General features: G+C 62.9%; 23 protein-coding genes and 2 pseudogenes. 12 read left to right on the top strand and 13 right to left on the bottom strand.

The window, feature by feature from the left end; genetic code table 11:
- Positions 1–14 precede the first annotated feature (14 nt).
- From RM530_RS08450 to RM530_RS08440, 3 genes and pseudogenes are all read right to left on the bottom strand, one after another.
- Positions 15–434 (bottom strand): PIN domain-containing protein, encoded by a 420-nt coding sequence (locus RM530_RS08450; RefSeq protein WP_311364788.1) that lies wholly within the window; start codon positions 432–434, stop codon positions 15–17.
- A complete protein-coding gene (locus RM530_RS08445) occupies positions 418–657 on the bottom strand; it encodes a DUF6364 family protein (protein WP_311364787.1) in 240 nt (79 codons plus the stop codon). The genes RM530_RS08450 and RM530_RS08445 overlap by 17 nt, the downstream gene beginning before the upstream one ends.
- Before the next feature lie 250 nt (positions 658–907).
- Positions 908–1,269, bottom strand: a pseudogene (locus RM530_RS08440) (hypothetical protein); the annotation flags it as partial.
- A gap of 566 nt (positions 1,270–1,835) precedes the next feature.
- On the opposite strand from RM530_RS08440, the gene RM530_RS08435 reads away from it, so the two are divergent.
- Together RM530_RS08435 and RM530_RS08430 are read left to right on the top strand one after the other, a co-directional pair.
- Positions 1,836–3,518, top strand: coding sequence for a nitrite/sulfite reductase (locus tag RM530_RS08435; RefSeq protein ID WP_311364785.1), 1,683 nt, complete (start codon positions 1,836–1,838; stop codon positions 3,516–3,518).
- Complete coding sequence (locus tag RM530_RS08430) at positions 3,515–4,018, top strand: DUF934 domain-containing protein (RefSeq protein ID WP_311364784.1); 504 nt, start codon at positions 3,515–3,517, stop codon at positions 4,016–4,018. The genes RM530_RS08435 and RM530_RS08430 overlap by 4 nt, the downstream gene beginning before the upstream one ends.
- A 42-nt stretch (positions 4,019–4,060) precedes the next feature.
- Here RM530_RS08430 and RM530_RS08425 read toward each other — a convergent pair whose 3' ends face one another.
- The gene (locus RM530_RS08425) at positions 4,061–5,086 is read right to left on the bottom strand and encodes a methyltransferase (protein ID WP_311364783.1); all 1,026 of its coding nucleotides are present in this window, start codon (positions 5,084–5,086) and stop codon (positions 4,061–4,063) included.
- A gap of 254 nt (positions 5,087–5,340) precedes the next feature.
- On the opposite strand from RM530_RS08425, the gene RM530_RS08420 reads away from it, so the two are divergent.
- Genes RM530_RS08420 through RM530_RS08400 form a run of 5 tightly spaced genes read left to right on the top strand, consistent with a single transcriptional unit; the run spans position 5,341 to position 10,592 of the window.
- On the top strand, positions 5,341–6,714 hold the full coding sequence (locus RM530_RS08420; RefSeq protein ID WP_311364782.1) for a cytochrome P450: 1,374 nt from the start codon (positions 5,341–5,343) through the stop codon (positions 6,712–6,714).
- Entirely contained in the window at positions 6,714–7,817 is a 1,104-nt protein-coding gene (locus tag RM530_RS08415; protein ID WP_311364781.1) for a sulfotransferase family protein, read from the top strand. The genes RM530_RS08420 and RM530_RS08415 overlap by 1 nt, the downstream gene beginning before the upstream one ends.
- Positions 7,818–7,867: 50 nt before the next feature.
- Positions 7,868–8,125 carry an acyl carrier protein gene (locus RM530_RS08410; protein WP_311364780.1) on the top strand — a complete coding sequence of 86 codons (258 nt, stop codon included), beginning with the start codon at positions 7,868–7,870 and terminating at the stop codon, positions 8,123–8,125.
- The gene (fabF, locus tag RM530_RS08405; protein WP_311364779.1) at positions 8,112–9,383 is read left to right on the top strand and encodes a beta-ketoacyl-ACP synthase II; all 1,272 of its coding nucleotides are present in this window, start codon (positions 8,112–8,114) and stop codon (positions 9,381–9,383) included. Before RM530_RS08410 ends, fabF begins: the two co-directional genes overlap by 14 nt.
- A gap of 60 nt (positions 9,384–9,443) precedes the next feature.
- On the top strand, positions 9,444–10,592 hold the full coding sequence (locus RM530_RS08400) for a StlD/DarB family beta-ketosynthase (RefSeq protein WP_311364778.1): 1,149 nt from the start codon (positions 9,444–9,446) through the stop codon (positions 10,590–10,592).
- A gap of 54 nt (positions 10,593–10,646) precedes the next feature.
- Here RM530_RS08400 and RM530_RS08395 read toward each other — a convergent pair whose 3' ends face one another.
- The gene (locus RM530_RS08395; RefSeq protein ID WP_311364777.1) at positions 10,647–11,576 is read right to left on the bottom strand and encodes a dialkylrecorsinol condensing enzyme; all 930 of its coding nucleotides are present in this window, start codon (positions 11,574–11,576) and stop codon (positions 10,647–10,649) included.
- A gap of 126 nt (positions 11,577–11,702) precedes the next feature.
- On the opposite strand from RM530_RS08395, the pseudogene RM530_RS18685 reads away from it, so the two are divergent.
- The 3 genes and pseudogenes from RM530_RS18685 to RM530_RS08375 all read left to right on the top strand — a co-directional run bounded on the left by RM530_RS18685 (position 11,703) and on the right by RM530_RS08375 (position 13,631).
- A pseudogene (locus RM530_RS18685) lies at positions 11,703–12,115 on the top strand (ketosteroid isomerase-related protein).
- Between the two features lie 2 nt (positions 12,116–12,117).
- Positions 12,118–12,723: a GNAT family N-acetyltransferase gene (locus tag RM530_RS08380; RefSeq protein WP_311364774.1), complete on the top strand. Its 606-nt coding sequence runs from the start codon at positions 12,118–12,120 to the stop codon at positions 12,721–12,723.
- Positions 12,723–13,631 (top strand): carbon-nitrogen hydrolase family protein, encoded by a 909-nt coding sequence (locus RM530_RS08375; protein WP_311364773.1) that lies wholly within the window; start codon positions 12,723–12,725, stop codon positions 13,629–13,631. Before RM530_RS08380 ends, RM530_RS08375 begins: the two co-directional genes overlap by 1 nt.
- 138 nt (positions 13,632–13,769) lie before the next feature.
- Here RM530_RS08375 and phoU read toward each other — a convergent pair whose 3' ends face one another.
- From phoU to RM530_RS08340, 7 genes are all read right to left on the bottom strand, one after another.
- On the bottom strand, positions 13,770–14,528 hold the full coding sequence (gene phoU, locus RM530_RS08370; RefSeq protein WP_311364772.1) for a phosphate signaling complex protein PhoU: 759 nt from the start codon (positions 14,526–14,528) through the stop codon (positions 13,770–13,772).
- A 203-nt stretch (positions 14,529–14,731) separates the two neighbouring features.
- Positions 14,732–16,066 carry a phosphate regulon sensor histidine kinase PhoR gene (gene phoR, locus RM530_RS08365; RefSeq protein WP_311364771.1) on the bottom strand — a complete coding sequence of 445 codons (1,335 nt, stop codon included), beginning with the start codon at positions 16,064–16,066 and terminating at the stop codon, positions 14,732–14,734.
- 82 nt (positions 16,067–16,148) lie between these two features.
- Positions 16,149–16,841: a phosphate regulon transcriptional regulator PhoB gene (phoB, locus tag RM530_RS08360; protein ID WP_311364770.1), complete on the bottom strand. Its 693-nt coding sequence runs from the start codon at positions 16,839–16,841 to the stop codon at positions 16,149–16,151.
- Positions 16,842–16,931: 90 nt separating this feature from the next.
- Positions 16,932–19,514, bottom strand: a complete 2,583-nt coding sequence (gene pepN, locus RM530_RS08355; RefSeq protein ID WP_311364769.1) for an aminopeptidase N — start codon at positions 19,512–19,514, stop codon at positions 16,932–16,934.
- Between the two features lie 115 nt (positions 19,515–19,629).
- Positions 19,630–20,748, bottom strand: a complete 1,119-nt coding sequence (locus RM530_RS08350) for a beta-ketoacyl-ACP synthase III (RefSeq protein WP_311364768.1) — start codon at positions 20,746–20,748, stop codon at positions 19,630–19,632.
- A 203-nt stretch (positions 20,749–20,951) separates the two neighbouring features.
- Positions 20,952–22,370 carry an alpha/beta hydrolase family protein gene (locus RM530_RS08345; RefSeq protein ID WP_311364767.1) on the bottom strand — a complete coding sequence of 473 codons (1,419 nt, stop codon included), beginning with the start codon at positions 22,368–22,370 and terminating at the stop codon, positions 20,952–20,954.
- Positions 22,371–22,413: 43 nt separating this feature from the next.
- Positions 22,414–22,710, bottom strand: a complete 297-nt coding sequence (locus RM530_RS08340) for a hypothetical protein (RefSeq protein WP_311364766.1) — start codon at positions 22,708–22,710, stop codon at positions 22,414–22,416.
- Between the two features lie 63 nt (positions 22,711–22,773).
- Here RM530_RS08340 and RM530_RS08335 point away from each other — a divergent pair, with 63 nt between their 5' ends.
- Complete coding sequence (locus RM530_RS08335; RefSeq protein ID WP_311364765.1) at positions 22,774–23,307, top strand: alpha/beta fold hydrolase; 534 nt, start codon at positions 22,774–22,776, stop codon at positions 23,305–23,307.
- Between the two features lie 651 nt (positions 23,308–23,958).
- The gene (locus RM530_RS08330) at positions 23,959–24,186 is read left to right on the top strand and encodes a hypothetical protein (RefSeq protein ID WP_311364764.1); all 228 of its coding nucleotides are present in this window, start codon (positions 23,959–23,961) and stop codon (positions 24,184–24,186) included.
- Between the two features lie 12 nt (positions 24,187–24,198).
- Here the strand turns inward: RM530_RS08330 and RM530_RS08325 are convergent, their stop codons facing one another.
- Positions 24,199–24,765 (bottom strand): DUF3228 family protein, encoded by a 567-nt coding sequence (locus tag RM530_RS08325; RefSeq protein ID WP_349256202.1) that lies wholly within the window; start codon positions 24,763–24,765, stop codon positions 24,199–24,201.
- Positions 24,766–24,905 lie beyond the last annotated feature (140 nt).

Raw genomic sequence — 24,905 nt, 5'->3', positions numbered from 1 at the left:
ACCGTAACCCGGCGTCACCGTAACCCGGATTGGAAGGGGTTCACGGCCCTGACCTGGTCATATGACTGGCCGTGATTGAGGTCTTCGCTATACAGAATCTCGCAGCCGGACATCTGGGCGGCCGCCACGATGGCGCCGTCCCAGTAACTGATCCGGTAGCGCCTGGCGTTGTGTATCCCCCGTAAAACAATGCCGAGATCGATCGCTACGGGTTGAACCCGTGTCACTTGCTGCATGAAGGCCAGTGCGGCGGCTTCGCTCAGCGGTTTCGTCAGCTTGCGGATGGCATTGACATAAAACTCCTGCAACACCTGGGTCGACAGGCGCCAGTTGCCCTCGACCAGTATCTGCCGGGCGATTCGCGATTTATCCGCTTCATGGGGCGCGGTCGATGCTGCGTAGAGCAGGATATTGGTGTCAACGAAGGCGGGCATCGGCGTAGGTCCGCGAACGCGAAGGCGTTTCTCCGACCTCCACCTGCTCGCCGTCGATCAGCTGCCACAGGGATTCCCATTCCGTCGCAGGTTCCTGGGCGCCGTGGTCGATGTTGGCCAAAAAGTCGCGCACCAGCCGGCTGACGGAGGTGCCGCGCTGGGCGGCGACCACGCGCGCATGGGTGTAAGTCTCGTCGTCCACGGATACCGTCACGTTCTTCACGGGAGGCTCCAGATTGTGAATATGTGAAACACAGTATCACAGAAGCAGGGGTTGTCCGGGGGTGTCAGCCGGCCGGCACTTTCTGGCCGGCCTCCGCGCAGGCGGCGGTGCCAGCCCCGTTCGTATGCCGCGTACGCCGCCGGCCGGCTCGGGCGCAGCACGGCAACGACGACCGAATCGAACTGCGCACCGCCGGTGCGCCAGCACAACGGCTCAGCCGACGCTGGCCAGCCGATCCTCGTCGCGGAGCAAGGAACAGCGTCACGCAGGCCGCGAGCATCGGCCATGCGGCGAAGAACAGCAGGTTCGGCGACGCGAAGGGATCGAGGTAGATCCTGAACGACGACAGCGTCGACACCGCTGCACGACCAGCACGAAGCCGTAGGTCCAGCGCTTGGCAAGCCCGGCGACGAATGCGACGATCACCAGCAGCTCGATCGCGCCAATGACGCGCATCAAACCCACACCCAGTCCATCAATGAAATAGAAGCTCTCGAAGACCTTCGCCGCGTGCGCGGGATTGACGAACTTGTCGAGCGTCCACATCAGCATGACCAGGAACACGCTCAGGCGCAGTAGCAGCAAGGACCATTGCAGGCGTTGTGTCGTCATTGTTCTGGGTCCTCGTCTTTCGTGTGCTTGTACACCTGTGTATCCGAATGGAATGCATGCCACGCGAACCAGTACGCCTGCACGCAGGTGTGCCTCGCGGCGGCTGCAATCAAAAGCGGCTGCCGATCGTCTATGGCATGAGGACCACGATTCTCATCCCTTTCAGCATGAGAGTTTTTCTGCACGCTCCCTGGTTGGCACGCGAATAGCTTGTGCTTTGACATGACGACATCTACTGATCGTGAGCTGGCGCCTAAGAAGCACGAACAGGCGGCCTGCGCGAAGCCTCAGCGCCAAGTATGAGCGTTGGCAACGCCGCTCGAGCACGCATCGACGCGGACGCAACAATCACAGAACGGCGCGATGCCCGTGTCGACGAACTAAAAACTCACAGGCTCTGAGTCCGAGTCCGAGCAAGGCTTTTTCGCCCTGCGATATATCAATATGCCTTTTGATTCGATCCCCTCCAAGGCGGGCGGTGACGCTGTTAATCTACGCGCCCCCTGAGAACCGGCGGACGAATCGAGCCCGCCGACGGAAGCCGAACGCCACCGAGACGCATTGATATGTATCGCTACGACGAATTCGACCAGACGCTGGTCGACGAACGCGTTGCACAGTTTCGCGATCAGACCCAGCGCTTTCTCGCCGGCCAGCTCGACGAAGAGGAGTTCAAGACGCTGCGGCTGCGCAATGGCCTGTATCTTCAGCGCTTCGCGCCGATGCTGCGGGTGTCGATTCCATACGGCCTGCTCGCCTCCCGGCAACTCCGCATGCTGGCGCATATCGCACGCCGCTACGACAAGGGCTACGGCCACTTCACGACACGCCAGAACATCCAGTACAACTGGCCAAAGCTGGAGGAAGTGCCGGACATTCTGGCCGATCTGGCCTCGGTGGAAATGCACGCGATCCAGACCTCCGGCAACTGCATCCGCAACATCACCAGCGACCACCTGGCCGGCGTGGCGCGCGACGAACTGGTCGACCCCCGCCCGTATTGCGAACTGACACGCCAATGGGCGACGTTCCACCCCGAATTCAACTGGTTGCCGCGCAAGTTCAAGATCGCGTTCTCCTCGTCCACGCGCGATCGCGCGGCGACGCAGGTCCACGATATCGGCGTCCATATCGTGCGCAACGATGCCGGCGAGCTCGGCTATTCGATCTATGTCGGTGGCGGTCTCGGCCGCATGCCGATGATCGGTCACAAGATTCGCGAGTTTCTGCCGGAACTCGACCTGATCTCGTATCTTGAAGCGGTGCTGCGCATCTACAACCGTCTCGGCCGTCGCGACAATATCCATCGCGCGCGCGTCAAGGTACTGGTCAAGGCCACCGGCCCCGAACAGTTCGCTCGGATGGTCGAGGCCGAATGGAACGCGCTGAAAGATTCCAATCTGCGTCTGCAGCCGCAGGACATCGAGGACATCAAGAGCCGCTTCGAACTGCCGCAGTACGACGAAGCGGCGGCTGGGGAACCGGGCTACGCGAAGCAACTGGCAGTGGACAGCCGCTTCGCCAGCTGGGCCCGCCGCAACCTCGCTCCGCATCGCGTGTCCGGCTATTCGATCGTGTTCGTCTCGCTCAAGGCCAACGGCATCGCACCCGGCGACATCACGGCTGAGCAGATGGATGCAGTGGCCGATCTCGCCGATCGTTACAGCGCCGGCGAAATCCGCGCCACGCACGACCAGAACCTGGTGCTGGCCGACGTCGCCGACCGCGATGTCTACGCGGTGTGGCAGCGCCTGTCCGAACTGGGGCTGGCGACGCCGAACATCGGCCTGCTGACCGACCTGATCTGCTGCCCCGGCCTGGACTTCTGCTCGCTGGCCAACGCCAGCTCGATCAGCGTGGCCCAGGAGATATTCGATCGTTTCGACGACCTCGACTATCAGCACGACATCGGCGAGATCAAGATGAAGATGTCCGGCTGCATGAACGGCTGCGGCCACCACACCGTCGGCCACATCGGCATCCTCGGCGTCGACAAGAAGGGTGAGGAGTGGTACCAGATCACGCTCGGCGGCTCGGCCGAGGACGACGCTTCCCTGGGCGACCGAACCGGCCCGTCGGTTTCGCGCGCCGACATCGCGGGCGCCGTGCAGAAGATCGTCGAGGTCTACCTGGAACAGCGCAGCGATGCCGAGGAGAGCTTCCTCGCCACCTACCGCCGTGTCGGCATGCCGCCGTTCAAGGCACGCCTCTACGACAGCGCCGAAACGCCTGCGGAAGCCTTGGCATGAGCTCGCTGATTCTGGCGGACGGCCAGCTTGCCAGCGACGGCTGGACCGTACTTGATAACGAAGCCGCATGGCCCGAAAGCGGACACGTGGTCGTCAGTCTGGCGCGCTGGCGCGAGCTCGGCAAGGCACCGGCTGGCCTGGAGATCGCCGTCAGCATTCCCAACACCGAGAATGTCGACGAATTCGCCGCCGAACTGCTCGACCGGCCGATGCTGCTGCTCGAAATCCCCAAGTTCGCGGACGGCCGGGCCTACAGCCAGGCGCGGGTTCTGCGTGATCGTTATCGATACACCGGTCAGATTCGAGCAGTTGGCGAGGTTCACGTTGACCAGATTCACTTCATGCGTCGCTGCGGCTTCGACGCCTTCGTACTGCCGGAATCCCAGTCCGTAGATGCCGCGCGACGCAAGCTTGACGAGTTTTCTCTGAGCTATCAGCACGCCGCGGTCCCACTGACGACCGTGTGGGAACGACGCCGCGCCGCACGTGCCCCGGGCTAGGGCAGCAAACCACGCGGCGCCCTACCCCGAAGGCTCGCTGAGCTATGCCCAGGCCTGAATCAGTGCGCCCGGCGTTCTCAGTGAAAACGGCTTGCTCTGGACCTTGTCGAAACCGGCCTCGCGCAGCATCGCGTTCATCTCGGAAACGTCGTAGGCCTTGCCGCCCACGTTGAAGAAGTTCAGCGAGATCACCGCGAAAATGTGGTCACGGCGGCGCCCCAAACCGGTGAACTGGTCCATCACCAGCAGACTGCCGCCCGGTTTGAGGGCGGCGCGGCAACGCTTGAACATGTCCACGTTCTGTTCGGTATTGAACAGATGCACCATGTTGGCGAGCAGCACCAGGTCCCAGTTCTTGCCGAAGTCGTCTCGCAGGGCATCACCGACCGCCAGCTCCAGACCTTCGGGATTGCCCTCCTCCTCCATGATCTTCGCCGCCGTGGCAACCGGTCCGGCGAGATCGATCATCTTGGCCTTGAGCCCCGCGAAGCGATTGACGAAGGCACGTGAGTACTCGCCATGCGCCCCGCCGATATCCAGCATCCGCTCGACCTTCGGCGGCACCGCCGCACGCTTCAACAGGTCTGGAATGATCAGGCGTGCCGCCTCGCGCATGGCGCGTGTATAGGTTTCCTGCTGCGGCGTCGGATTGGCCGCGTCCATCGCATGGAAATCCATGGTCGGCCGGCCGGTCTTGAGGTTCTGCCCCAGGCCTTCGAGGCGGTGATAGGTATAGAGCTGCAAGCGCAGCATGTAGTGCAGACCACGCTTGGGGTCGAGTATCCAGCGTCGCACCCAGCGCCCGTTGCTGTAGCGACCGCCGCGTTCGCGCAGGTAACCCATGCTGTTCAGGGCGCGCAGCAGCACCTTGGCGCCGTCGGGCGCGAATCCCAGTTTCTCGGCCAGTTCCGCGCTGGTCATTCCGTCCGGAGACTCGGCCAGGGCATGGAAAACGCCTTCCCGATTGGCTTCGAGCAAGGCGCGAGCGCGCACCACCTGTGCCTGCCCATCGAGCAGCGGCACCGGGACGATATTCAGCTGTTTGAGTATGTCGACAACAATTTCCACGCGGTTGTTTCCCCAAGGAGTGAGCGCCTGCCGAGCCGCGTGGAAGGGCGCAAGCAAGATTTGAACCCTATTGCGGCAGGTCCGGCAGCCCGGCGCGGCCCTTCGGCCAGAACGTGATTCAGTGCACATTCAGCACACCGGGGTCGCGGAGTTGGCCCACGCCTTGCGTGGTCCCAATCGTAAGAACCTTATTCCTTTTGTAAGCAGCCGTAACAGCTGCCTTGACGGAAAACCTGCAAATCAGGGGGCTTTTTGTGTCGTTGTTGTCGCTAGCCATTGCCGCACCCAGGCCCCTCGGCCCGCCTGGCCGCCCGGTGCTGGGCAACATTCTCGACTTCGGCCGCGACCTCAACGGATTCCTCGAACGCTGCGCCCGCGAGTACGGGCCCATTGTCAAACTGCGGATGGTGCATCGCGCCGCCTATCTGATTGCCGACCCCGAGCTCAACGAGTACGTGCTGCTCGGCAACTACCGCAATTTCGTCAAACACCAGATGTTCTTCAGCCGCGTGCGCCGCGTGTTCGGCTGGGGACTGCTGTCGGCGGACGGCGATCAGTGGCGCAAGCAGCGTCGCCTCGCGGCGCCCGGCTTTCATCGCGACCGCATTGCCGAGTACGGTCGCATCATGTCGGACTACGCCGCCGAGCTGGTCGGCGAGTGGCGGGACGGCGAGGTGCGCGACATGTATGTGGACATGCGTGACATCGCGTCCAAGGTCGTGGCCCGCGCGCTGTTCGACGAGGATGTGGCGGGAGATGTCGCCGAAGTCGGCTCGGCCATGGACGATCTGCTGGGCGGGATCACCGAACGCATGTTGCACCCGCTGGTCGCCCCGGATTGGGCGCCGACGCGCAATGTCCGCCGCTACCGGCGGGCCGTGGCGCGCATCGACAAACTGGTGGCGCGGTTCATGTCCCAGCACCGCAAGAACCTGGACGAACGCGGAACGCTGCTGGCGATGCTGATGCAAGCGCGCGACGAAGACGGAAAGCCGATGCCCGACGCGCAGATTCGCGACGAGGCCGTCACCCTGTTCGTCGCCGGCCACGACACCACCGCGACCGCCCTGAGTTGGACGCTGTATCTGCTGACGCAGCATCCGCAATGGCAGGCGACGCTGCACGCCGCGATCGACCAGACCCTGGCCGGCCGTGCCCCGCAGGCGGCGGACCTGGCAGTGCTGCAGGCGGTGGAATGGACCGTGCGCGAAAGCATGCGCCTCTACCCGCCGGTTTCGCTGGTGGCGCGCCAGGCGGTCGACGATTGCGAGATCGGCGGCTATCCGATCGCCGCCGGATCACTGATCTACATCTCTCCCTGGGCGATGCAGCGTGACCCACGCTATTTCAACGATGCCAGGGACTTCAAACCGGAGCGCTGGTCCGACGGCCTGGATTCCCGTCTGCCACGCTATGTGTTCATGCCATTCGGCGGCGGACCGCGGACCTGCATCGGCGACCGCTTCGCCATCATGGAGGCCGTGTTGCTGCTGGCAAGTTTCGTCCAGCAGTTCGAGTTCGAATACGCGGGCGACAAACCTCCGAAACCATTCGCTTCGATCACTCTGATTCCGGTGGGCGGCGTGCCGGTCCGGCTCAAACGGCGCTCAGGAGCGACAGGCAAGTGATGGTCGAACCCACAGCGCTGAAAACGGACCAGTACCGAAACCTGGCGTCCCGCTTGCTGCTGTCGCGGCAGTGGAAGAACCAGCATCTGATCCCGCTCGAACAGCCGCTGCCGCTGAAGATGCTGGTGCGGGCGATCAGCCTGTCGATGATGCGCGGCAAGATCGACGACATCCAGATCAAGGCGCCGATCTTCATCATCGGCACGCCGCGCTGCGGCTCCACGATGTTGCAGGAAATCCTGTCCACGCACGAAGACATCGCCTACTTCACGCACGCGATGGATGTGTTCGTCGACCCGCGCACCTTCAAGGCAGCGGACTGGCTGCGCCGAACGCTGCGCCTGGATGTGCGCGGCGAGCGTTATCTGAAGGACAGCGTCATGGTCGACGGCAGCTCGCCATCCGAGGCGATGCGCTTCTGGGGCGAATGCCTCAAGTTCGAGCCGTTCTCGCTGGCGCCGCGGCGGATGCGCGCCAGCGACCTGCAACAGCAGGATATCGACAGACTCTACGATGGCATCAAGCATGTCATCGACTGCTTCCGTGAAAGTGGTGGCCACCGCTTCCTCAACAAGTCTCCGGCACTGCTGACCGAAATCCTGCTGCTGCAGGATCTGTTTCCGGATGCACGCTTCGTCTATCTGGTGCGTGACGGTCGCATGGTGGCCAATTCCCTGCTCAAGCTCTACCGGCTGCAGCGTGAACAGGATCTCAAGACCAGGCATCCGTACTTCAAGGATCAAGCCTTTGTGCCCTACCCGCGCGTGACCGGCCTGTCGGAGCACGCAGCCCAGTACGGCCTTGAAGACGTACGCACCACCGCGCACGTCTGGGATGCTTCGGTCAAGTTCATCAACGAGGTTCGGCCGCAGATTCGGCACTTCCATGAAGTCCGCTACGAAGACGTGCTCGCCAACCCGCGCAGCGAGATCAACAGGATTTTCAAGTTCTGTGGCCTTCCAAAAATCAAACGCGGCAAGCCGAAGCTGGATGGCTTGCTGGCCAAGGTTGGGGTACTCCACCACAAGAACAGCTATGGCTCGTTCGACGTGGTGGAGTCGATCGCAGGTGACAGCCTGCGTCAGTACGGGTACCTGAGCTGACACGGCAGGAAGCCCGATATTTTTTCATTTGCTCGCAAGGGGATTGAACCATGTATGACACCACCGAAGAAAAGCTCCGCCAGCTTCTCGCCGAAAACCTGAAGATCGACAAGGAAATCATCACGCACGGATCGAAACTGTCGGACTGGGGCGCGGATTCCCTGCAGTTTCTGGAGACGATCTTCGAAGTCGAAACCTCGTTCGGCATCTCGTTCCCGGATGACGCCGGCCAGGAGATTTCAGACTTTGACTCGATCGTGAAGGTCGTCAAAGAACAACTTGCGAAGAAAGAAAATGCAGCGGCATAGAGTCGTCGTCACCGGTCTCGGCGCGGTCACCTCGGTCGGCGTCGGTCGTCAGGCATTCTGGAACGGCATCGCCGCGGGGCGTACCGGGGTGACCTCGATCGATGCCTTCGATGCAGCACCGTTCCGGACCCGCATCGGTGGTGAAATCAAGGACTTCAAGGTCGCCGATATCGATTATCCGGACGCGTACCGCCTCGACCGTGTCTGTCAGCTCGCACTGTTCGCGGCCGACGAAGCCATGGCGGACAGCGGATTGAGTGACGTCGACGAGGACAAGACTGGCGTCGTCATCGGCACCGGCATCGGCGGCATCAACACCATCGACACGCAGCAGAAGGCGCTGCACAGCAAGGGTCCGCGTTTCGTCAGCCCGCTGACCGTTCCGCTGTCGATGTTCAATGCCGCAGCCGGGCACATCTGCATTCGCCACAAATTGCGCGGCCCGACCTTCACCGTGTCCACCGCCTGCTCGTCCGGCTCCAACGCCATCGGTGAAGCTTTCCGACTGATCCAGCATGGCTATGCCACATCGATGGTGACCGGCGGTACCGAAGCGCCGTTGTCCTACGGCATCTTCAGCGGCTGGAATGCGCTGCGCGTGATGTCGACGCGCAACGGCAATCCGGGTGAAGCGGTGCGCCCGTTCGCCCGAGATCGCGATGGCCTGGTGCTGTCCGAAGGCGCCGGCGTCGTGGTGCTCGAAGAATACGAGCATGCCAGGAAGCGTGGTGCCACGATCTATTGCGAGCTTGTGGGCTACGGCTTCAACAACGACGGCTTCCATGCCACTCGCCCGAGCGCGGAAGGCCAGACCAAGGCGATCAAACGCGCCCTGGAAGACGCCGAACTCAATGTCGACGACATCGACTACATCAATGCGCATGGCACCGCCACGTCCGCCAATGATTCCACCGAAACGCATGCGGTCAAGGCCGCATTCGGCGATCACGCCTACAAGGTGCCGATGAGCTCGATCAAGTCGATGCTCGGACACACCATGGGCGCCGCCGGTGCGATCGAGTTCGTCGCAGCCTGCATGACGCTGCGCGACGGCGTGGTACCGCCCACCATCAATTATCACGAACGCGATCCGAACTGCGATCTGGATTACGTCCCCAACGAGGCCAGGGACGTGAAGGTCAAGACGCTGCTGTCGAATACCTTCGGCTTCGGCGGTTGTAACACGATTCTGGCGATGCGTTCGATGTTATGTAAGGGATCTGCAGCGCCGCCAAACCCACGACAACCTGGCCCCTGAAGCTCCGAAATGGTGACCGTCCCCCGACGGTCATGCCGCCCCACCTTGCCCGAAAGTGCCATGAATACGGTCTACATCACTGACGTCGCCTCATTTCTTCCCAACGAGCCGGTCGGCAACGACCGCATCGAAGCCATACTCGGCAAGATCGAGAACCAGTCGCCACGCGTGAAGCTGTTCGTTCTTCAGAACAACGGCATCAAGCACCGCCACTACGCGATCGAGCCCGAAACCGGAAAGCGTACGCACACCAACGCCGAGCTGACCGCCGAAGCCGTGCGCAAGCTGACCGCGCAGCTCGACATGCCGCTGGACGCGGTCGAAGGCCTTGCCTGCGGCTCGGCGTCGCCCGATCAGCTGCTGCCGTCCCACTCCAACATGGTGGCCGGCGAGCTGGGCATGGCGCCTGCCGAAATCATGTCCACGGCCGGCGTCTGCGCGTCCGGCATGACCTCCATGAAATACGCGTGGATGTGCATGGCGCTGGGGCTGAAGAAAAACTTCGTCGCCACCGGTTCGGAGCGGGCCAGCGCCTTCATGGCGCGCAAGGCCTACACCGCGATGACCTCCGATATCGAGCCCGGCAAGGATCTCGCGCCCATGGTCAGCTTCGAGAAGGAATTCCTGCGCTGGATGCTCTCCGACGGTGCGGGCGCGGTGATGATGGAAGCCGAGCCGCGGCCCGGCCAGCTCAATCTGCGCATCGACGCCATCGACGTGCGCTGCTGGTCCGGCGAAACCCCCACCTGCATGTACAACGGCCTCAACAAGGACAAGGACGGCGGCTGGAAGTACTGGACCGACGAGGAAGACATCTTCGACGTGGTGCGCAAAGGCTATCTGCTGCTGCAGCAGGACGTGCGCGCGCTGGAGGAACACATGGTGCGGGTCGGCGTTGCGGGCTTGTGCGTCGCGCGCGACGAGCACGGCGTGGACTTCGAAAAAGTCGACTGGTTCCTGCCGCACCTGTCGTCGATGTACTTCAAGGGGCGGCTCGACGGCGGCATGAAAGAGGCCGGCATCAATGTCGGCGACGACAAGTGGTTTACCAACCTGGCCGAATGCGGCAATACCGGCTCCGCTTCGATCTACATCATCCTCGACGAACTACTGCACTCCGGCAAGCTCAAGAAGGGCCAGAAGATCTTCTGCGCAGTTCCCGAGAGCGGGCGCTTTACCGTCGCCGGCATGGCGCTGACCGTGGTCTGAGGAGGCTTCAGCCGAAACCGGACGCGCCGCCACGGCGCGTCCGGTTTTCTCGTTCTAGGACTGTTCGCCGCAGCGCTCAAAGAACGCCACACGCCGGTCGATCCAGCGCCGATAGGCCGGCACGAAGCCCAGCAGCAGACGCGCCAGCACCGTCAGCGGCACCACGGTACAGATCGCCGCGCACAGAAACACGGTGTAAACGGCCAGCAGCGGCACCCGCAACCAACGCCCCTGCGGACCTGCCAGACGCACCAGCCAGCCCCAGACGAAGAAACTGCGCCAGCCGAGTTGCTCGGCCACCACATACTTCGGATTGACCGGCGCCGCTTCCGCCGGGTCCAGCAGCACTTCACCGGAGCCCAGACGGCCCTCCATCAGCGCGGACAGCAGCGGCGTGCCGAAGCGACGTGCACCGATGATCTCGTGCTCGGCCACGCCGGCTGGCGGCAACACGCCGCGAACGCCCTTGCGAAAACCGGTCAACAGCCACAATGGCGTCGTCACAAAGGTAGCCGCCGGAGATCCCTGGTCAACCAGCGCGATATTGGCAACCAGGCGCCCGCCCGCTTCGTCGATCATCTCGCGCACCGCCTTCTGCCCCATCAGCCACATGTTGCGCGAACCGATGATGGTGACCACGGGCTTGCCGGAGAGCGCGCGGCGCCCCGCTTCGGACTTCAGAAAGGCCGACGTGGGTGGCGACGGCGACAGATACCAGGGTTGCCACCCCAGCACCACCAGATCGTAGTCCGCGTCCGGATCGAACGCGGTGGGCCGCAGTTCCGGGCCATCGCGGTGCACGCTTTCAGGAAATTGATCGAAAAAGCTCACGATCGGCCACGGAAACGGATAGGGTTTACGTGGTTCCAGTTGTTCGTAGACCAGTTCCACACCCTCGGCTTCCTCGAACGGCGCCATCACCGAACGCACGATGCGCCCGAGCTGGCCCGTCTGCGTGAAATAGACCACCAAGACCTTGAACATCCCCGCCCCTTGTTGTGCTCACCGGCAATGGCAAGTCTGAACGCAAGATTCGGCCCAACCGGTTCCGTGATCGGCGCACAAACCGCTAGAATTGGCGGTTCCCCCGTCGATCAGGATGCCGAGCCCATGAGCCGCGCAGCACATGAACTCCTGCAGAGCTATTACGCCGCGTTCAATGCCGGCGATAGGAACCGCTTCGTCGACTTGCTGGCCGACGACGTGGTTCACGATATCAATCAGGGGGGCGTGAGCTGGGGCGCGACGCCTTCATTGCCTTCATGCATCGCATGAACCGTTGTTATCGCGAACGGGTCGAGAATATCGAGATCACGAGCGATCCGGACGGCACCCGCTGCGCCCTGGAGTTCACGGTGCTCGGCACCTACCTGAACACCGATGAGGGCCCGCCCGAAGTCCGTGGCCAGACCTATCACCGACCTGGCGGCGCCTTCTTCGAACTACGGGCCGGCAAGGTGGTCCGCATCAGCAATTACTACCATCTTCAGGACTGGCTGACACAAGTGGGTACCGAGGCCTGATGGTGCTCGAATACGAGGGCCTGCGACTGATGCCGCTGAGCGGCCCCGAAATCGCCCTGCACCTCGAGGCGCTGGCGCGCGTGCGCATGCGGGTGTTTCGCGACTGGCCCTACCTGTACGCGGGCTCTCTGGAATACGAGCGCCAGTATCTGCAGACCTACCTGCGCTGCCCTGGAAGCCTTGCCGTACTGGTCTGGGACCGTGGGCATTGCATTGGCGCCACCACCGCGATTCCGCTGGCCGACGAAAGCGCCGAGGTCCGGGCTCCGTTCGAAGGTGTCGGATTGGACGTCGAACGAATCGACTATTTCGGTGAATCCGTCCTGCTGCCGGAATACCGCGGCCTCGGACTGGGCGTGAAGTTCTTCGAGTTACGTGAGGCGCACGCGCGCGCACAGGGGCTGAACCTCTGTGCGTTCTGCGCTGTGGAGCGTGATGATCGGCACCCTGCCCGACCTGTTGATTACGTCTCCAATGATGCGTTCTGGCGGCGGCGCGGCTACCAGCCCCGGCCCGACCTGCGAACCTCGTTCGCCTGGCCGGACCTGGGGCAGGAGCAATCCACCGAAAAACCGATGAGCTTCTGGCTCAAGAACCTGGACGCTTGATGAGCCATTCCTTCGTGCTGGCCGCTGCCCAGTTTCCGACGCTCAAGCCGGAGAACTGGTCGCAGTTTGAACAGACAATCGCCGACTGGGTGGCCGAGGCGGTGCGTCAACACGCACGCTTGCTGGTGTTCCCGGAGTATTCGTCGATGGTACTGGCCGGATTGCTGCCGGAACCGATGCAGGCCGACGTGCTCGGCCAGATCGGCGAGATCCAGCGCTATCGCGACGATTACCTCGCCTTGCATCAGCGCCTCGCACAGCGTCACGGCGTCTACATTGTCGCCGGCAGCTATCCCTGGGAAATGGACACCGGCGTCTACGTCAATCGCGCCTGGGTGTTCGCGCCGAACGGCGGCATGGAGCATCAGGACAAGCGCGTGATGACGCGTTTCGAACGCGAGGAATGGGACATCCGTGGCGGCGCGCCGCTGAAACTGTTTGAAACCGAGTTGGGTCGCTTCGGCATCAATATCTGCTACGACATCGAATTTCCGCTGCTCGCCCGCGCGCAGGTCGAGGCCGGAGCCGAACTGATTCTGGCGCCCAGTTGCACCGACACGCTGGGAGGCTACCATCGGGTGCGTACCGGTTGCGCCGCACGCGCGCTCGAGAACCAATGCTTCACGGTCCAGGTTCCGCTGGTCGGCACCGCGCCCTGGTCGCCGGCGATCGACGTCTCTCATGGATCGGCCGCGATCTTCGGCCCGCCCGATCGCGGCTTCCCGGACAACGGCATCCTCGTGCAGGGCGGCCTCAACGATCCGAGCTGGGTCTACGCCGAAGTCGACCTTTCACGGGTCGGGCGCGTGCGCGACGAGGGCGAGGTCTACAATCATCGCCATTGGCACGATCAGCTGGGCCCCGGCATCGAGGCCCGCCTGCCCGAGGTGACACCGGTCAGACTCTGACAGAAACTGGCGCGGTGCAGCCAAGGCCGGACCGGACATCGCGGTGCACGTTCATCTGGATATTGAGACCGTCAATATCGACGCCGAGGATCGTCGGCCCGAAGTACCACGCAATGGGACTGATTGACCGTTCCGGGACTACTGCGCGCCTGCCGAAGGGCCGTTTTCCGGCAAAACGTCTTCCCCGCGCACGTGCCTCTCCATCTGTTCGAGACTCAGATGCCGCACGTCCTTGCCCTTGACGAAGAAAATCACGTACTCGGCGATATTGCCGGCGTGGTCCCCGATACGCTCCAGGGAGCGAACCACCCAGATCAGATCCATCACGCGCCGGATCTGGCGTGGGTCTTCCATCATGAAGGTGATGCACTGACGCATCAGAGCCTCGTACTCGCGATCGACCGTGACGTCTTCCTTGGCGACTGCCAGAGCCGCCTCGATGTCCATACGTGCGAAAGCATCGAGCACATCGTGCACCATCTGCGAGACGTGCTTGGACAGATGCTGAATCTCGTTGTAGCCGTAACGCAGGCGCTCCTGTGAAGCCAGATCGGCAGCCATGCGCGCGATACGCTCGGCTTCATCGCCGATGCGTTCGAGATCGGTAATGGTCTTGATGACCGCGTAGACCAGCCGCAGGTCGCTGGCGGTAGGTTGTCGGCGCGCCAGAATACGGCTGCATTCCTCGTCAATGAAGACTTCCTGCTGATTGATCTTGTAGTCGTTCCTGCGCACGGTTTCGCCGAGCATGCCGTCGCCGTCCATCAGCGAGCGCGTCGCATCGATAATCTGCTGCTCGACGAGCCCACCCATCGCCAGCACGCGCTGGCGCACGTCCTCCAGTTCGGCGTTGAACTGGGTGGAGATGTGTTTGCTGTACAACGACTTTTCAACCATATGCCTCATTCCTATCGACCCGGCGGATCCTTGATGTCCCGACGTGGGGCGCTCCGATTATTGCAGGATCGCGCCGTACGGCAGCTTACCGCGTCACGCGCGTGCCGGAACATCCGCCCGCAGCGCAAAGCTCGGCAGTGTGCTTGAGTTGAATTTCAGCGTGTTGACGTCATCGCCATTGCTGAACAGGAACTGCCGCGGTTTCAGCCGTTGACGACCATCGGCTGCGCACGCTGAACCCGGTGCGCCGGAAAATGACAGATGAAGGTGCTGCCGATGCCCGGCTGGCTGATAATTTCCAATCTGGCCTCGTGGTGTTCGAGCGCGTGCTTGACGATCGCCAAGCCCAGGCCGGTGCCGCCGCGCGAACGGGAGCGGGCCACATCGACACGGTAGAAGCGCTCGGTGAGCCGTGGAATATCGGCCTCGTCGATCCCCAGGCCACTGTCGGCCACCGACAGGTGCGCGCCGTCCTCATCGCCCCACCAGCGCAAGCGAACAGCCCCGCCGTCGGGCGAATACTGGATCGCGTTCTGCAGCAGATTCTGGCACAGACTGTGGAATTCAGAATCGCGGCCCAGCAGCTTGATATCCGCTTCGATGGCGGCTTCCACGGTGTGCCGGTCGGGTGACAGCCGCCGCGTATCCTCGGCGATGCGATGCAATAGATGCGGCACGTCGATCAGTTCCTGACGAGCGACCGAGGAATCCGATTCCAGTCGTGCCAGCTTCAGCAGGTCGGTGATCAAGGACTCCATGCGCGTCGCCTGGGCGCGCATCTCGCCGATCGGCGCCTTCCATTCGAGCAGTGCACCCTTGCCGCGCGTATCCGGCTCCATCATGTCGAGGTAGCCGCGCAATACTGTCAGCGGCGTGCGCAATTCATGCGAGGCGTTGGAGACGAAGTCGCGCCTCATCACTTCCAGACGCCGATGCTCACTGACATCACGAACGATCAGCAGGCGTTGTCCTTCGCCATAGGGAATGATGCGCATCGCCAGTGTCACGTGCTCATTGATCGGCGAGATCAGCTCGACATCGGATTCGAACTGCTCGACCGCCAGGTAGTTGGCGAACGACGGATGACGCACCAGATTGGCAATGCGCTGCCCCACGTCCTGCGGTGAACGCAGGCCCAGCAGAATCTGCGCGGAACTGTTGAACCAGACGATCTCGCCACGCGACGACATCACCACGGCACCATCCGGCAGGGCGGCGGTCGAGGACTGAAATTCGGCCACGATCGCGGCCAGGCGCTTCTTGCGCTTGCGATTGCGCTTCTGCATTTCGAGCAGTTGCTCGAAGACCTCGCCCCAGACGCCGGTCGGATCCGGAAGATCGACGCGCTTGGGATGAACCACCCAACGCGACAGCCAGCGCAACATGCGCAGCTGCAGCGCCAGACAGATCGCAAGCGCGATCACAAGACCGGCCCAGACATGACCGAGCAGGCCACCGGCAAGGCCGAAGACCAGCAGCAGCGCGATTATTCTCGCGATCTCGCGCCGCCAGGCCGCTTGCATCAAACCGGTGTCCATCGGCGCTCAGAAGTCCATACAGGCATGGGACGAGTTTAACGACAGCGGACTGCGAAACGATGACGCCGCTCAGCAGGCACGCTCAGACCGTCTCCGAAAACCGGTAGCCCGTTCCACGCACAGTCTGGATCATCGCATCATAGCCATGCGGCGCCAGCGCCTTGCGCAGCCGCCTGATGTGCACGTCGACCGTGCGCTCCTCGACATAGACGTTCTGTCCCCACACGCGGTCGAGTACCTGTTCGCGCGTATACACCCGCTCCGGATGGCTGACGAAGAAATGCAGCAATCGATATTCGGTCGGGCCAAGCCGTACCGGTTCGCCGCTGGCGGTCACCCGCTGGCTCGCCGCGTCGACTTCCAGGCCGGAAATCCGCAGCTTCTCCTCTTCCCCGCCCGGCATGCTGCGACGCATCACCGCCTGAATTCTCGCGATCAGTTCCGGAAACGAGAACGGCTTGCAGACGTAATCGTCGCAGCCCAGGTTGAGCCCGCGCACGCGGTCTTCCTCTTCGGCGCGCGCCGTCACCATGATGATCGGAATATCGCGTGTGGTCGGACTGCTCTTGAGTTCGCGCGCGAACTCCACACCGGACACGCCGGGCATCATCCAGTCGAGCAGAATCAGATCGGGACGCGCATCGGCGATCCGCACCCGCGCCTGCGCCACGTCCGCCGCTTCGGCCACCGAGAAATCCGCGCGCTCCAGCGCGAAGCGAACCATCTCGCGGATCGAGCTTTCATCTTCGACCGCCAAAACCTGCTTGTTCGTCATTGTCATATTTGGACTGTTGCCACTTCATTACAATATTGACAAATGATGACAGTGATTTGACAGATCGCAACTTGTTGAATTATTTGGCGATCAATCGTGTCCGCCATCCAGGGCACGCGTTACCATCTCACCAAGATCCGGTGACAGGCGCTCTGCGGACAGCGTCATCAAAGCGTCATGCATGCCGCCACCCCAGGGCTCGGCATAGCGGCGCCAGCGCAGCAGTGGCTTGGACAGCCTCGATGCGACCTGCGGATTGGTCCCGTCCAGACGCAGCAGCAGGCGCGCATACAGGGCATACGATTCCGGCCGATGGAAGGCCCGCCAGTTCTGGGTGCCGAAGGCGCCGAGCACGGCGCGCACCCGGTTCGGATTCGCCCAGGTGAAGGCTGAGTCGTCCAGAAGGATCTGCAGACTGGCGGCGACATCGCCATCGATTGCACGAGCTTCCAGCGAAAACCAGCGATCCAGGCGCAGGGGATCATCGCGCCATGATTCGCGGCAGGCCGCCAGCGCGAGGGCTCGTTGCGAAGACCCCGTACCATTGAGCGCATTGAGCGCACCCAAGACCAGCGTGAAATTGTGGCTGTTCATCGCCCGCTTGCGCGCAAGTTCCAGCGCGGCAGACGTGCCCTGAGCCGCGAGGTAGTCCAGGGCCACGTTGGACAGAGCGCGGCGATCGACACCCCGTTCACCGGTACTGCCCCACTCCGCCCAAACCGAAAACGGCCCGCACAGCGCCGCGCCGATTTCGAGCTTGAGTCGCTGGTGCGCGGCGACAACCGCTTCCGGATCGATCCGCGCCTGACGTTCCGCAAGCATCGTCAGAGCCGGCAGGCTCATCAGCCAGGCCAGCAATGCGCGGTCCTCGGGCGGATTGGCAGCGAGCCGCTGCAGGGTTTCGAGCAGCACGCCCACAATGGCGCCCGGCTCACCGTCCACCAATTCGGCATGAGCCAGGATCATCAATTCCTGCACGGATTCCCAACGCAGGAACGGATCGGCCTCGGCCGTCACCAGCAGGGCGAGCTGCTGCGGGGTATAGGCATAATCAAGCCGCACCGGCGCCGAGAAACCATGCAGAAAAGCCGGGACCGGACGCCGCTCGAAGGGGCCGAACGACAACTCCATGGCTTCGTCCTCGATCAGGATCAGATCCTCGCGGACCAGCCCCTGCGTCGGCGGCAGCTCAAGCTCCGCACCATTCGGATCATAGAGCGCGAAACCGATCGGAATCGGCACTGGCCGCTTTACCGGCTGCCCTGGTGTCGGCGGTGTTTGCTGGTACAGGCGCAGGCGGTAATGGCCATCACGCCACTCGTCCTCGACGCGTACCACCGGCGTGCCGGCCTGGCTGTACCAGGTTCGGAACCCATCGAGATTCCGCTGGCCGACCGACTCCTGCGCCGCCAGGAAATCCTCGATCGTCGCCGCCTGCCCATCGAACTCGTGCAGATAGCGACGCACACCTTCGACGAAGGTGCCCGGCCCTTGCAGGGCCTCGATCATGCGCAGGATCTCGGCGCCCTTCTCGTAAACGGTGGGCGTGTAGAAATTGTTGATCTCCACATACCGGTCGGGACGCACCGAATGCGCAGTCGGGCCCGCATCCTCCGGGAACTGCTGGGCGCGCAGGGTCTGCACCTGCTCGATTCGCGCCACGCCGCTGGCGCGCGAGGCGGTCCGAAACTGTTGCTCGCGCAGCACCGTCAGGCCTTCCTTCAACGACAGCTGGAACCAGTCACGACAGGTCACGCGATTGCCGGTCCAGTTGTGAAAGTACTCATGCCCGATCACCGCCTCGACGGCTTCGTAGTCATCGTCGGTCGCCGTGTCGGGCGAGGCCAGCACGTAGGCCGCGTTGAACAGATTGAGGCCCTTGTTCTCCATCGCGCCCATGTTGAAGTCTCGCGCGGCGACGACCATGTAGCGGTCCAGATCGTATTCAAGGCCGTAATGGTCTTCGTCCCAGCGCATCGCCCGCTTCAGTGAAGCGATCGCGTGATCGACCCGCGATTCGTTGCCGTGGTCCACGTAGAAACCGATGCGCACGGGGCGCCCGGACCGGGTCACGAACTCGTCCTCGACACAGCTCAGGTCGCCTGCGACCAGCGCGAACAGATAACAGGGTTTGGCGTAGGGGTCTTCCCACACCGCGAAATGGCGGCCCTCCGGCAAATCGCCGGATTCCACAGGGTTGCCATTGGATAGCAGCACCGGATAGGTCGCCCGGTGGGCCTCGATGCGCACGCGGTAACGCGACAGGACGTCCGGCCGATCCGGAAATGGCGTGATCCGTGAAAAGCCGTGAGCCTCGCACTGCGTGCAAAGCATCGGACCGGAACGATACAGGCCTTCCAGCGCGCGGTTGCCTTCCGGATCGATGACAACCGTGGTCGCCAGGCGGAAGCGCTGCGGAACGTCGGCGATCTCGATGCGGTCGCTGCTGACTTCGTATTCAGCAGCGCGCAATCGACGATCGTCGATGGCAATCGCCTGCAGTCTCATGTGACGGGCATCGAGCAGCAATGGAATATCAGGGCGCTGCCGCTCGATGTTCAGATCGGCCCGAACCACGGTGTGCTCGTCACGAATCTCGACGTCGAGCGCCACCTGAGAAATCAGGAAGGCGGGCGCTTGATAGGCCTCGCGCAGAACGGCGGGACGTGGCATGGCAACGCTGAAAAAAAGGGGAGTCCAGCTTAACCCGATGCGGACTCGCGATGCTCAGGCATTCACGCGGCCTTTCGAATTGAAACGATTCGTGCCTATGCCAGCGCCGCGCTACCTAGGCTCGCCGCATCACCACGCTGCCTGCGGAATAGCCAGCGCCGAAAGCCGAGAGCACCACCGCATCGCCCGGCTGCAGGCCCTGCTGGTACTTGTGGAATGCGATGACCGATCCGGCCGAGCTGGTGTTGGCGTATTCATCCAGAATCACCGGCGCCTCCTCGCGCGTCGCCTCGCGCCCGAGCACACGCTTGGCGATCAGCTCGTTCATGCCCAGGTTGGCCTGATGCAGCCAGAAGCGGCGCACATCGGCCGGCGCAAGGCCCAGATCCGCCAGATGCGTCGTCAGCAGCTCCGCCACCATCGGCACCACTTCCTTGAAGACCTTACGTCCTTCCTGCCGGAACAGCAGTTCATCCCAGCGCCGTGGCGGAACTTCAGTGGGCGACAAAAAACCGAGCTCGTTGCGAATATTGTTCGAGAACTGCGTCTTCAGGCGCGTCCCCAAGACCTCGAACACGACCTCGCCGTGCGCTTCCTCCAGCGGTTCGACCACGACCGCGGTGGCAGCGTCGCCGAAGATGAAGTGACAGTCGCGATTGCGAAAGTTCAGATGACCGCTGCAAATTTCCGGCGAGACCACCAGCACGCGCCGTGCGCTGCCCTGGCGTACCGCATCCACTGCGGTCTGGATGCCGAAGGCGGCCGAGGCGCAGGCCACGTTCATGTCGTAGCCAAAGCCCCCGGCCCCGAGCGCGGCCTGCAGTTCCACGGCGATCGCCGGATAAGCCCGCTGCATGTTCGAACAGGCCACGATCACGGCATCGATCTCGTCAGCACGGCGGCCGGCGCGCTGCAGCGCCTGGTTGGCAGCGGCCGCACCCATTTCGCACATCAGCGAGGGCTCGGTCTCGCTACGCGCACGAATCGACGGGCGCATGCGATCGATGTCGAGCACACCGTCGCGATCGACCACGTGTCGGCTGTGAATACCCGAGGCCTTGACGATGAACCCGCTGCTGGACGGCGCCAAAGCGGCAACCGTGCCGGCCTCGATCTCGGCCGCGTGGGTCTGGTTGAATTTCTCGACGTAGGCGTTGAATGACGCGACCAGCTCGTCATTGGAGATCGACGCCGGAGGGGTATGGAGGCCGGTGGCCGAAATTGCGACACGCATGCGGGTTCGGGGTCTTCTGGCTTGGTTTGCAGTCACTTTAACGTGAATCACGCACTGCGTGATGCCGACCGACCCTCGCCCGCTTGCGGGAGGAGGGGGGCCGCTCGCGAATGCGAACGGTGGGTGAGGGGAACGGCCATCCCGCAGGCGATTCATTGTGCAGGGTGGCGCTTGCGCCATGGCCGTTAGCGCAACACGTCCGCTTACGCCGACGGAATCGCCCAACCGGCGGCGCGCATGGCGTTCTCGATGGTCTCGCGCACTACCGGCTCCCGGCGAAAGCTCAGGTGCCCGCCCTGATACCAGTGCACCGGTGTTTGCCAATGCTGCGCAAGCTTCAGCGCTTCGACCGGCGGCACCACGCGATCGGCGACGCCAGCGACAATATGGCAGCGATCGCGCGACAACAGCGGTGGTGACGACAAAGGCGACACCGGGGCCATGACGGCGCGCAGGAAGTCCTCGTCGACACCGCGTTCGCGGTAATAGCGCTGATGTTCGGGCGGTACCTGGCGCCATAGCGTGGAAGCGAAATCCGTGGCCGGAATGCAGGCCACCGCGAAGTCAAGCTCGGCTTCGTACTGCGCTGCCAAGGCCGTGGTGTAACCACCCAGACTGAAACCCAGCAATCCGATACGAGCATCCGGCTGCTGTTGCCGGACCCAGGCGATGCAGCGCCGAATGTCCCACAAGGCCTGTGCATGCGTATGCAGCATATCGGCGAAGTTGTGATCGAGGTAACCGTCACCGCTGCGCCAGGCTTCGCGGCGCGGGCCATGCAGCGGCAGTACCGGCATCATCAGATTGAGCCGCAGTCGCTGATGCAGCCAAGCCGGGCGGTACAGACCGAAATCCTGCCAGTGCACGCCCATGCGATAGCCATGAATGCAGATCAGCCACGGTCTCTCCGGTGCGGCATCGCCCGCACCGCGCCGGAACACCCAGGCGGCCACCTCGGCATTGTTCTTGTACGACAGATGCCGTTCGGCGCCGGGGAGTTCCAAATCCGGCTGATAGCCGCTGTTGAACCGCAGTTCCTCGAAATCGTGACCGGCCGCCCGACGCGCGCGCAGACGGACCTCGCCGGGTGCGATCGGTGTGCGGTGATAGGCCGCCGGGTTCTCCAGCTGCCCGCGCGCAGCCAGTGTTTCAGCAGCCGATTTGAGATCGGCGCACATGCGGTCAGCCGCGGCACCGCCCGGTACGTGCGCCGTACCGGACAAATAGGCCAGCAGCATGTCGTCCAGCGCTGCCTTGATCCACAGCGACAACTTGTCCTGCGGCGGCGGCACGTCTTCGACGATTCGAGTCTGGCGGATCAGCATGCGGCCGGCGACAACAAAACTGGCGGCGGACAAGGCCGCGGTCAGCAGCGCTTCGCGATTGACGAACAGCAGTGGAATCGCGGCCACGACGCCGAGCGCACTGCCCGCCGAAACGAACTGCATGGTCTTGTCCACGCCGGGCCAGAGGAACATCGACACCCCGCCGGCGATCATCAATGTAGCCGGCACCAGACCCAACGTCAGCCACAAGCCACCTTGCGCCGCAAGCAGCCAGTAGACGCCGGCCAACAGCGGCAGCAGCGCCCAGGGATTCCATTGATGAGGTTTGGTCAGCATGGGCCGATGGTAGTCGCGTTGAACGGCACCGCGCAGCTGGCGGTCATTTCGTCGCCAGGGACCACAGCACCAGGGCACAAACCACGCCCACGGCCGGCAAGGCCAACTGAAACACCCAGCGCCAGGGATGAACGCGATGCTGCGCCCAGGCGGCCAGACCGGCGACGACCGCGAACGCGGCAAAACTCAGACCAAAACGCAGCAGGCGTGGCAGTTCCGCGGCGAGTTCGGGCGCCAAATGCAGATTGGCGGCAAACAGGATCGCAACGACGGCGGTCACGATCGCGAGTACCGCGCCAATCAGCGCGAGCACCAGGTTGGCCAGCTTGAGCAGATTCATGGACGCGTCCACAAGCGCAAGGGATGGCGATTTCGGTTCCGCAGTACCCTAGAATCGAAAGTCATGATCTCCACAGATTCAGCCATGCAGGATGTCGACAAGCTTGTCTCGTTTGCCCATGGCAAGGAAAGCGGCCCCTGGGGCATCAAGATCACCCGCCTCGCCGAGGTGGCGCGGGCTAGGGGATTCGCCGTGGATAGCCCGGATTATAGTCGCACCCACGATCCCCGCGAACGCGTCCAGCAACTGCTAGGCCAGCATCCTCGGGCGAAGACACTGGTGCTGTGCGGCTCCAGCATGGGCGGCTACGTCTCGGCACAAGCCTGCGCGGCACTGCGCCCGACCGCCCTTTTCTTGATGGCGCCGGCCTTGTACTTCCCGAACTGGGACGAGGAGCCGGCGGGCATTCCGGAGCTGGCCGCCGTCGCGCATGGCTGGCGTGATGATATTGTTCCGGTGGAGGCCGCCTGGAGATTCGCGCAGCGTAACAGGGCGGCCTTGCATGTGCTGGATGCTGGACACGATCTCAATGATCAGCTTGAGTCCTTGTGCCTGTTGTTCGACGATCTGCTCGCACGCGCTGAGCGCAATACCTAAGCCGGATGTTTCACAAACCGCCCCCCACGCCCCGCTCGGCACCCTCCGCCAGCTGACCGGCGCTCGACCGAGCCGATTTCTGCGCCAGTCCGATCCAGCGAAGTGCTGCCGGCGGCCATGATCGCGGGTCTTGGGCGCTTCGAGCACGCGCCAAGTGCTGTTTCCCCGGCTTGCGCGCAGGCGAGGAACCCGTGGTCGGACGTGCGATCACTGCCGAGGTCGTTTTTGGCGGCTGGCTCGGCCTGAGCAGAGCGGCGCGCACCGTAAAGCCGGCGATGGAGGGAAAACGCAGCTGGGTCCGGGACTGATTCACTGGCGGCCTCGTCCATGCTTCGTCCGAAGCGTTATTTGAATAATTCAAATTATATCAAATGGATAAACGAGATTCACCCGCTTTTATGAAAAATTCTGGCCAAACCGAGACATGGACACTACTTGACCACATCGATATCCGGATTTCCGTCAAAGGCTTCCGGATTAGTCACAACTTGACCAGCGCGCCGCTGGCGCAAGCTCTCAACCCGACTTCAGCGGGAATTTCCAAGTCCCTCCCGTGACCAAGGAGACCGGCGAATCACCAGCCTCCCGTTTGCGCGCCGCCCGCTCGCATGTAAAGGTCGCTCCCTGAACCGGGGACTGTGGATACGATTGATGACTGAGTCCAATACACCGAACACCAATGGCCCGAGTGGTGCCGAGCCGAGACCGATCAGCTACTGGGAGCGCGTGGGCTTCGTGCTGATCGCCTGCGGCATGCTCGTGGCGCTGACCACTGCAATTCCGCTCGCAACTTGGGGGGCGGCTGCGATTACCACAGGCTTCGTGCTGTTTGTCATCGGGCGCTTCACGAATCTCGGGCGCAAACCCCCGGCCAACTGAGCGGCATCTCTTTCAGGGCGGTGCTTCGCGCCAGTTCGCGTGCGTGCTCCAGAATTCGACACTGCGCCGATAGGCGTCCCGGTCCAGTGGAACGCCGGAGCCGCCCTCGTCCACGCCCAGTGCATTGCGCATCATCGTGATTGGTGCCATCGGCACTTCTTCCGGCAAATCGGTTGCCATGCAGCCGACGATCCCCCACTCCGCCGCGATCGATTCGCCTTCCTTCTGCAGCTGTTCGCGGTCGTAGACAATCACGATCAGGTAGCTCGCAAGCGGCGGACTGACACCTTCGAACCAGCGGTTCAGAACAGGCAGCTCATCGCGTGTGCGGGCCTCATAGGCCGACTTCAGCAGCTGGGCGTTGTCGGGCGTGATTGCTACGGTGGTGCAGCGCGTCCGTGTCCAGTTGCGATAAACGCGCAACTGACAGAACGGCGCATAGCCCTCGAGCACCTTGACCGGTGTCACCTCGTTCAGATGTTGCTGGAAGGCCTTCGGGCTGCAACCGTCGATGGCGTTGCGGCGACCAGAGCACGGAAACAGTCGAATTCGGGCAAATTGCGTCAGTTCAATCGACACATCGGAGATCGCATCGAAACCAGCCGCCAACATACTTGGACTTGCGTGCGATGGGCAGCCCTGCCCACCCTCGACGCCGCGCAGCTCGAACCCTACAGTTGCTGCACAGAACGATAGCCGGCCCCGGTTCAGCGGTGCGG

It is taken from the genome of Banduia mediterranea, assembly GCF_031846245.1.
Classification (GTDB): Bacteria; Pseudomonadota; Gammaproteobacteria; order Nevskiales; family Nevskiaceae; genus Banduia; species Banduia mediterranea.
This window is presented reverse-complemented; position numbering and strand designations above follow the sequence as displayed.

Coding starts and splice junctions, on each gene's coding strand:
- RM530_RS08375 (WP_311364773.1), top strand. CDS start 12,723: ATGAGCCATTCCTTCGTGCTGGCCGCTGCCCAGTTTCCGACGCTCAAG.
- phoB (WP_311364770.1), bottom strand. CDS start 16,841: ATGACGAACAAGCAGGTTTTGGCGGTCGAAGATGAAAGCTCGATCCGC.
- RM530_RS08415 (WP_311364781.1), top strand. CDS start 6,714: ATGGTCGAACCCACAGCGCTGAAAACGGACCAGTACCGAAACCTGGCG.
- RM530_RS08450 (WP_311364788.1), bottom strand. CDS start 434: ATGCCCGCCTTCGTTGACACCAATATCCTGCTCTACGCAGCATCGACC.
- phoU (WP_311364772.1), bottom strand. CDS start 14,528: ATGGTTGAAAAGTCGTTGTACAGCAAACACATCTCCACCCAGTTCAAC.
- RM530_RS08395 (WP_311364777.1), bottom strand. CDS start 11,576: ATGTTCAAGGTCTTGGTGGTCTATTTCACGCAGACGGGCCAGCTCGGG.
- RM530_RS08410 (WP_311364780.1), top strand. CDS start 7,868: ATGTATGACACCACCGAAGAAAAGCTCCGCCAGCTTCTCGCCGAAAAC.
- phoR (WP_311364771.1), bottom strand. CDS start 16,066: ATGGACACCGGTTTGATGCAAGCGGCCTGGCGGCGCGAGATCGCGAGA.
- RM530_RS08430 (WP_311364784.1), top strand. CDS start 3,515: ATGAGCTCGCTGATTCTGGCGGACGGCCAGCTTGCCAGCGACGGCTGG.
- RM530_RS08330 (WP_311364764.1), top strand. CDS start 23,959: ATGACTGAGTCCAATACACCGAACACCAATGGCCCGAGTGGTGCCGAG.
- RM530_RS08345 (WP_311364767.1), bottom strand. CDS start 22,370: ATGCTGACCAAACCTCATCAATGGAATCCCTGGGCGCTGCTGCCGCTG.
- RM530_RS08350 (WP_311364768.1), bottom strand. CDS start 20,748: ATGCGTGTCGCAATTTCGGCCACCGGCCTCCATACCCCTCCGGCGTCG.
- RM530_RS08400 (WP_311364778.1), top strand. CDS start 9,444: ATGAATACGGTCTACATCACTGACGTCGCCTCATTTCTTCCCAACGAG.
- RM530_RS08340 (WP_311364766.1), bottom strand. CDS start 22,710: ATGAATCTGCTCAAGCTGGCCAACCTGGTGCTCGCGCTGATTGGCGCG.
- fabF (WP_311364779.1), top strand. CDS start 8,112: ATGCAGCGGCATAGAGTCGTCGTCACCGGTCTCGGCGCGGTCACCTCG.
- RM530_RS08335 (WP_311364765.1), top strand. CDS start 22,774: ATGATCTCCACAGATTCAGCCATGCAGGATGTCGACAAGCTTGTCTCG.
- RM530_RS08435 (WP_311364785.1), top strand. CDS start 1,836: ATGTATCGCTACGACGAATTCGACCAGACGCTGGTCGACGAACGCGTT.
- pepN (WP_311364769.1), bottom strand. CDS start 19,514: ATGCCACGTCCCGCCGTTCTGCGCGAGGCCTATCAAGCGCCCGCCTTC.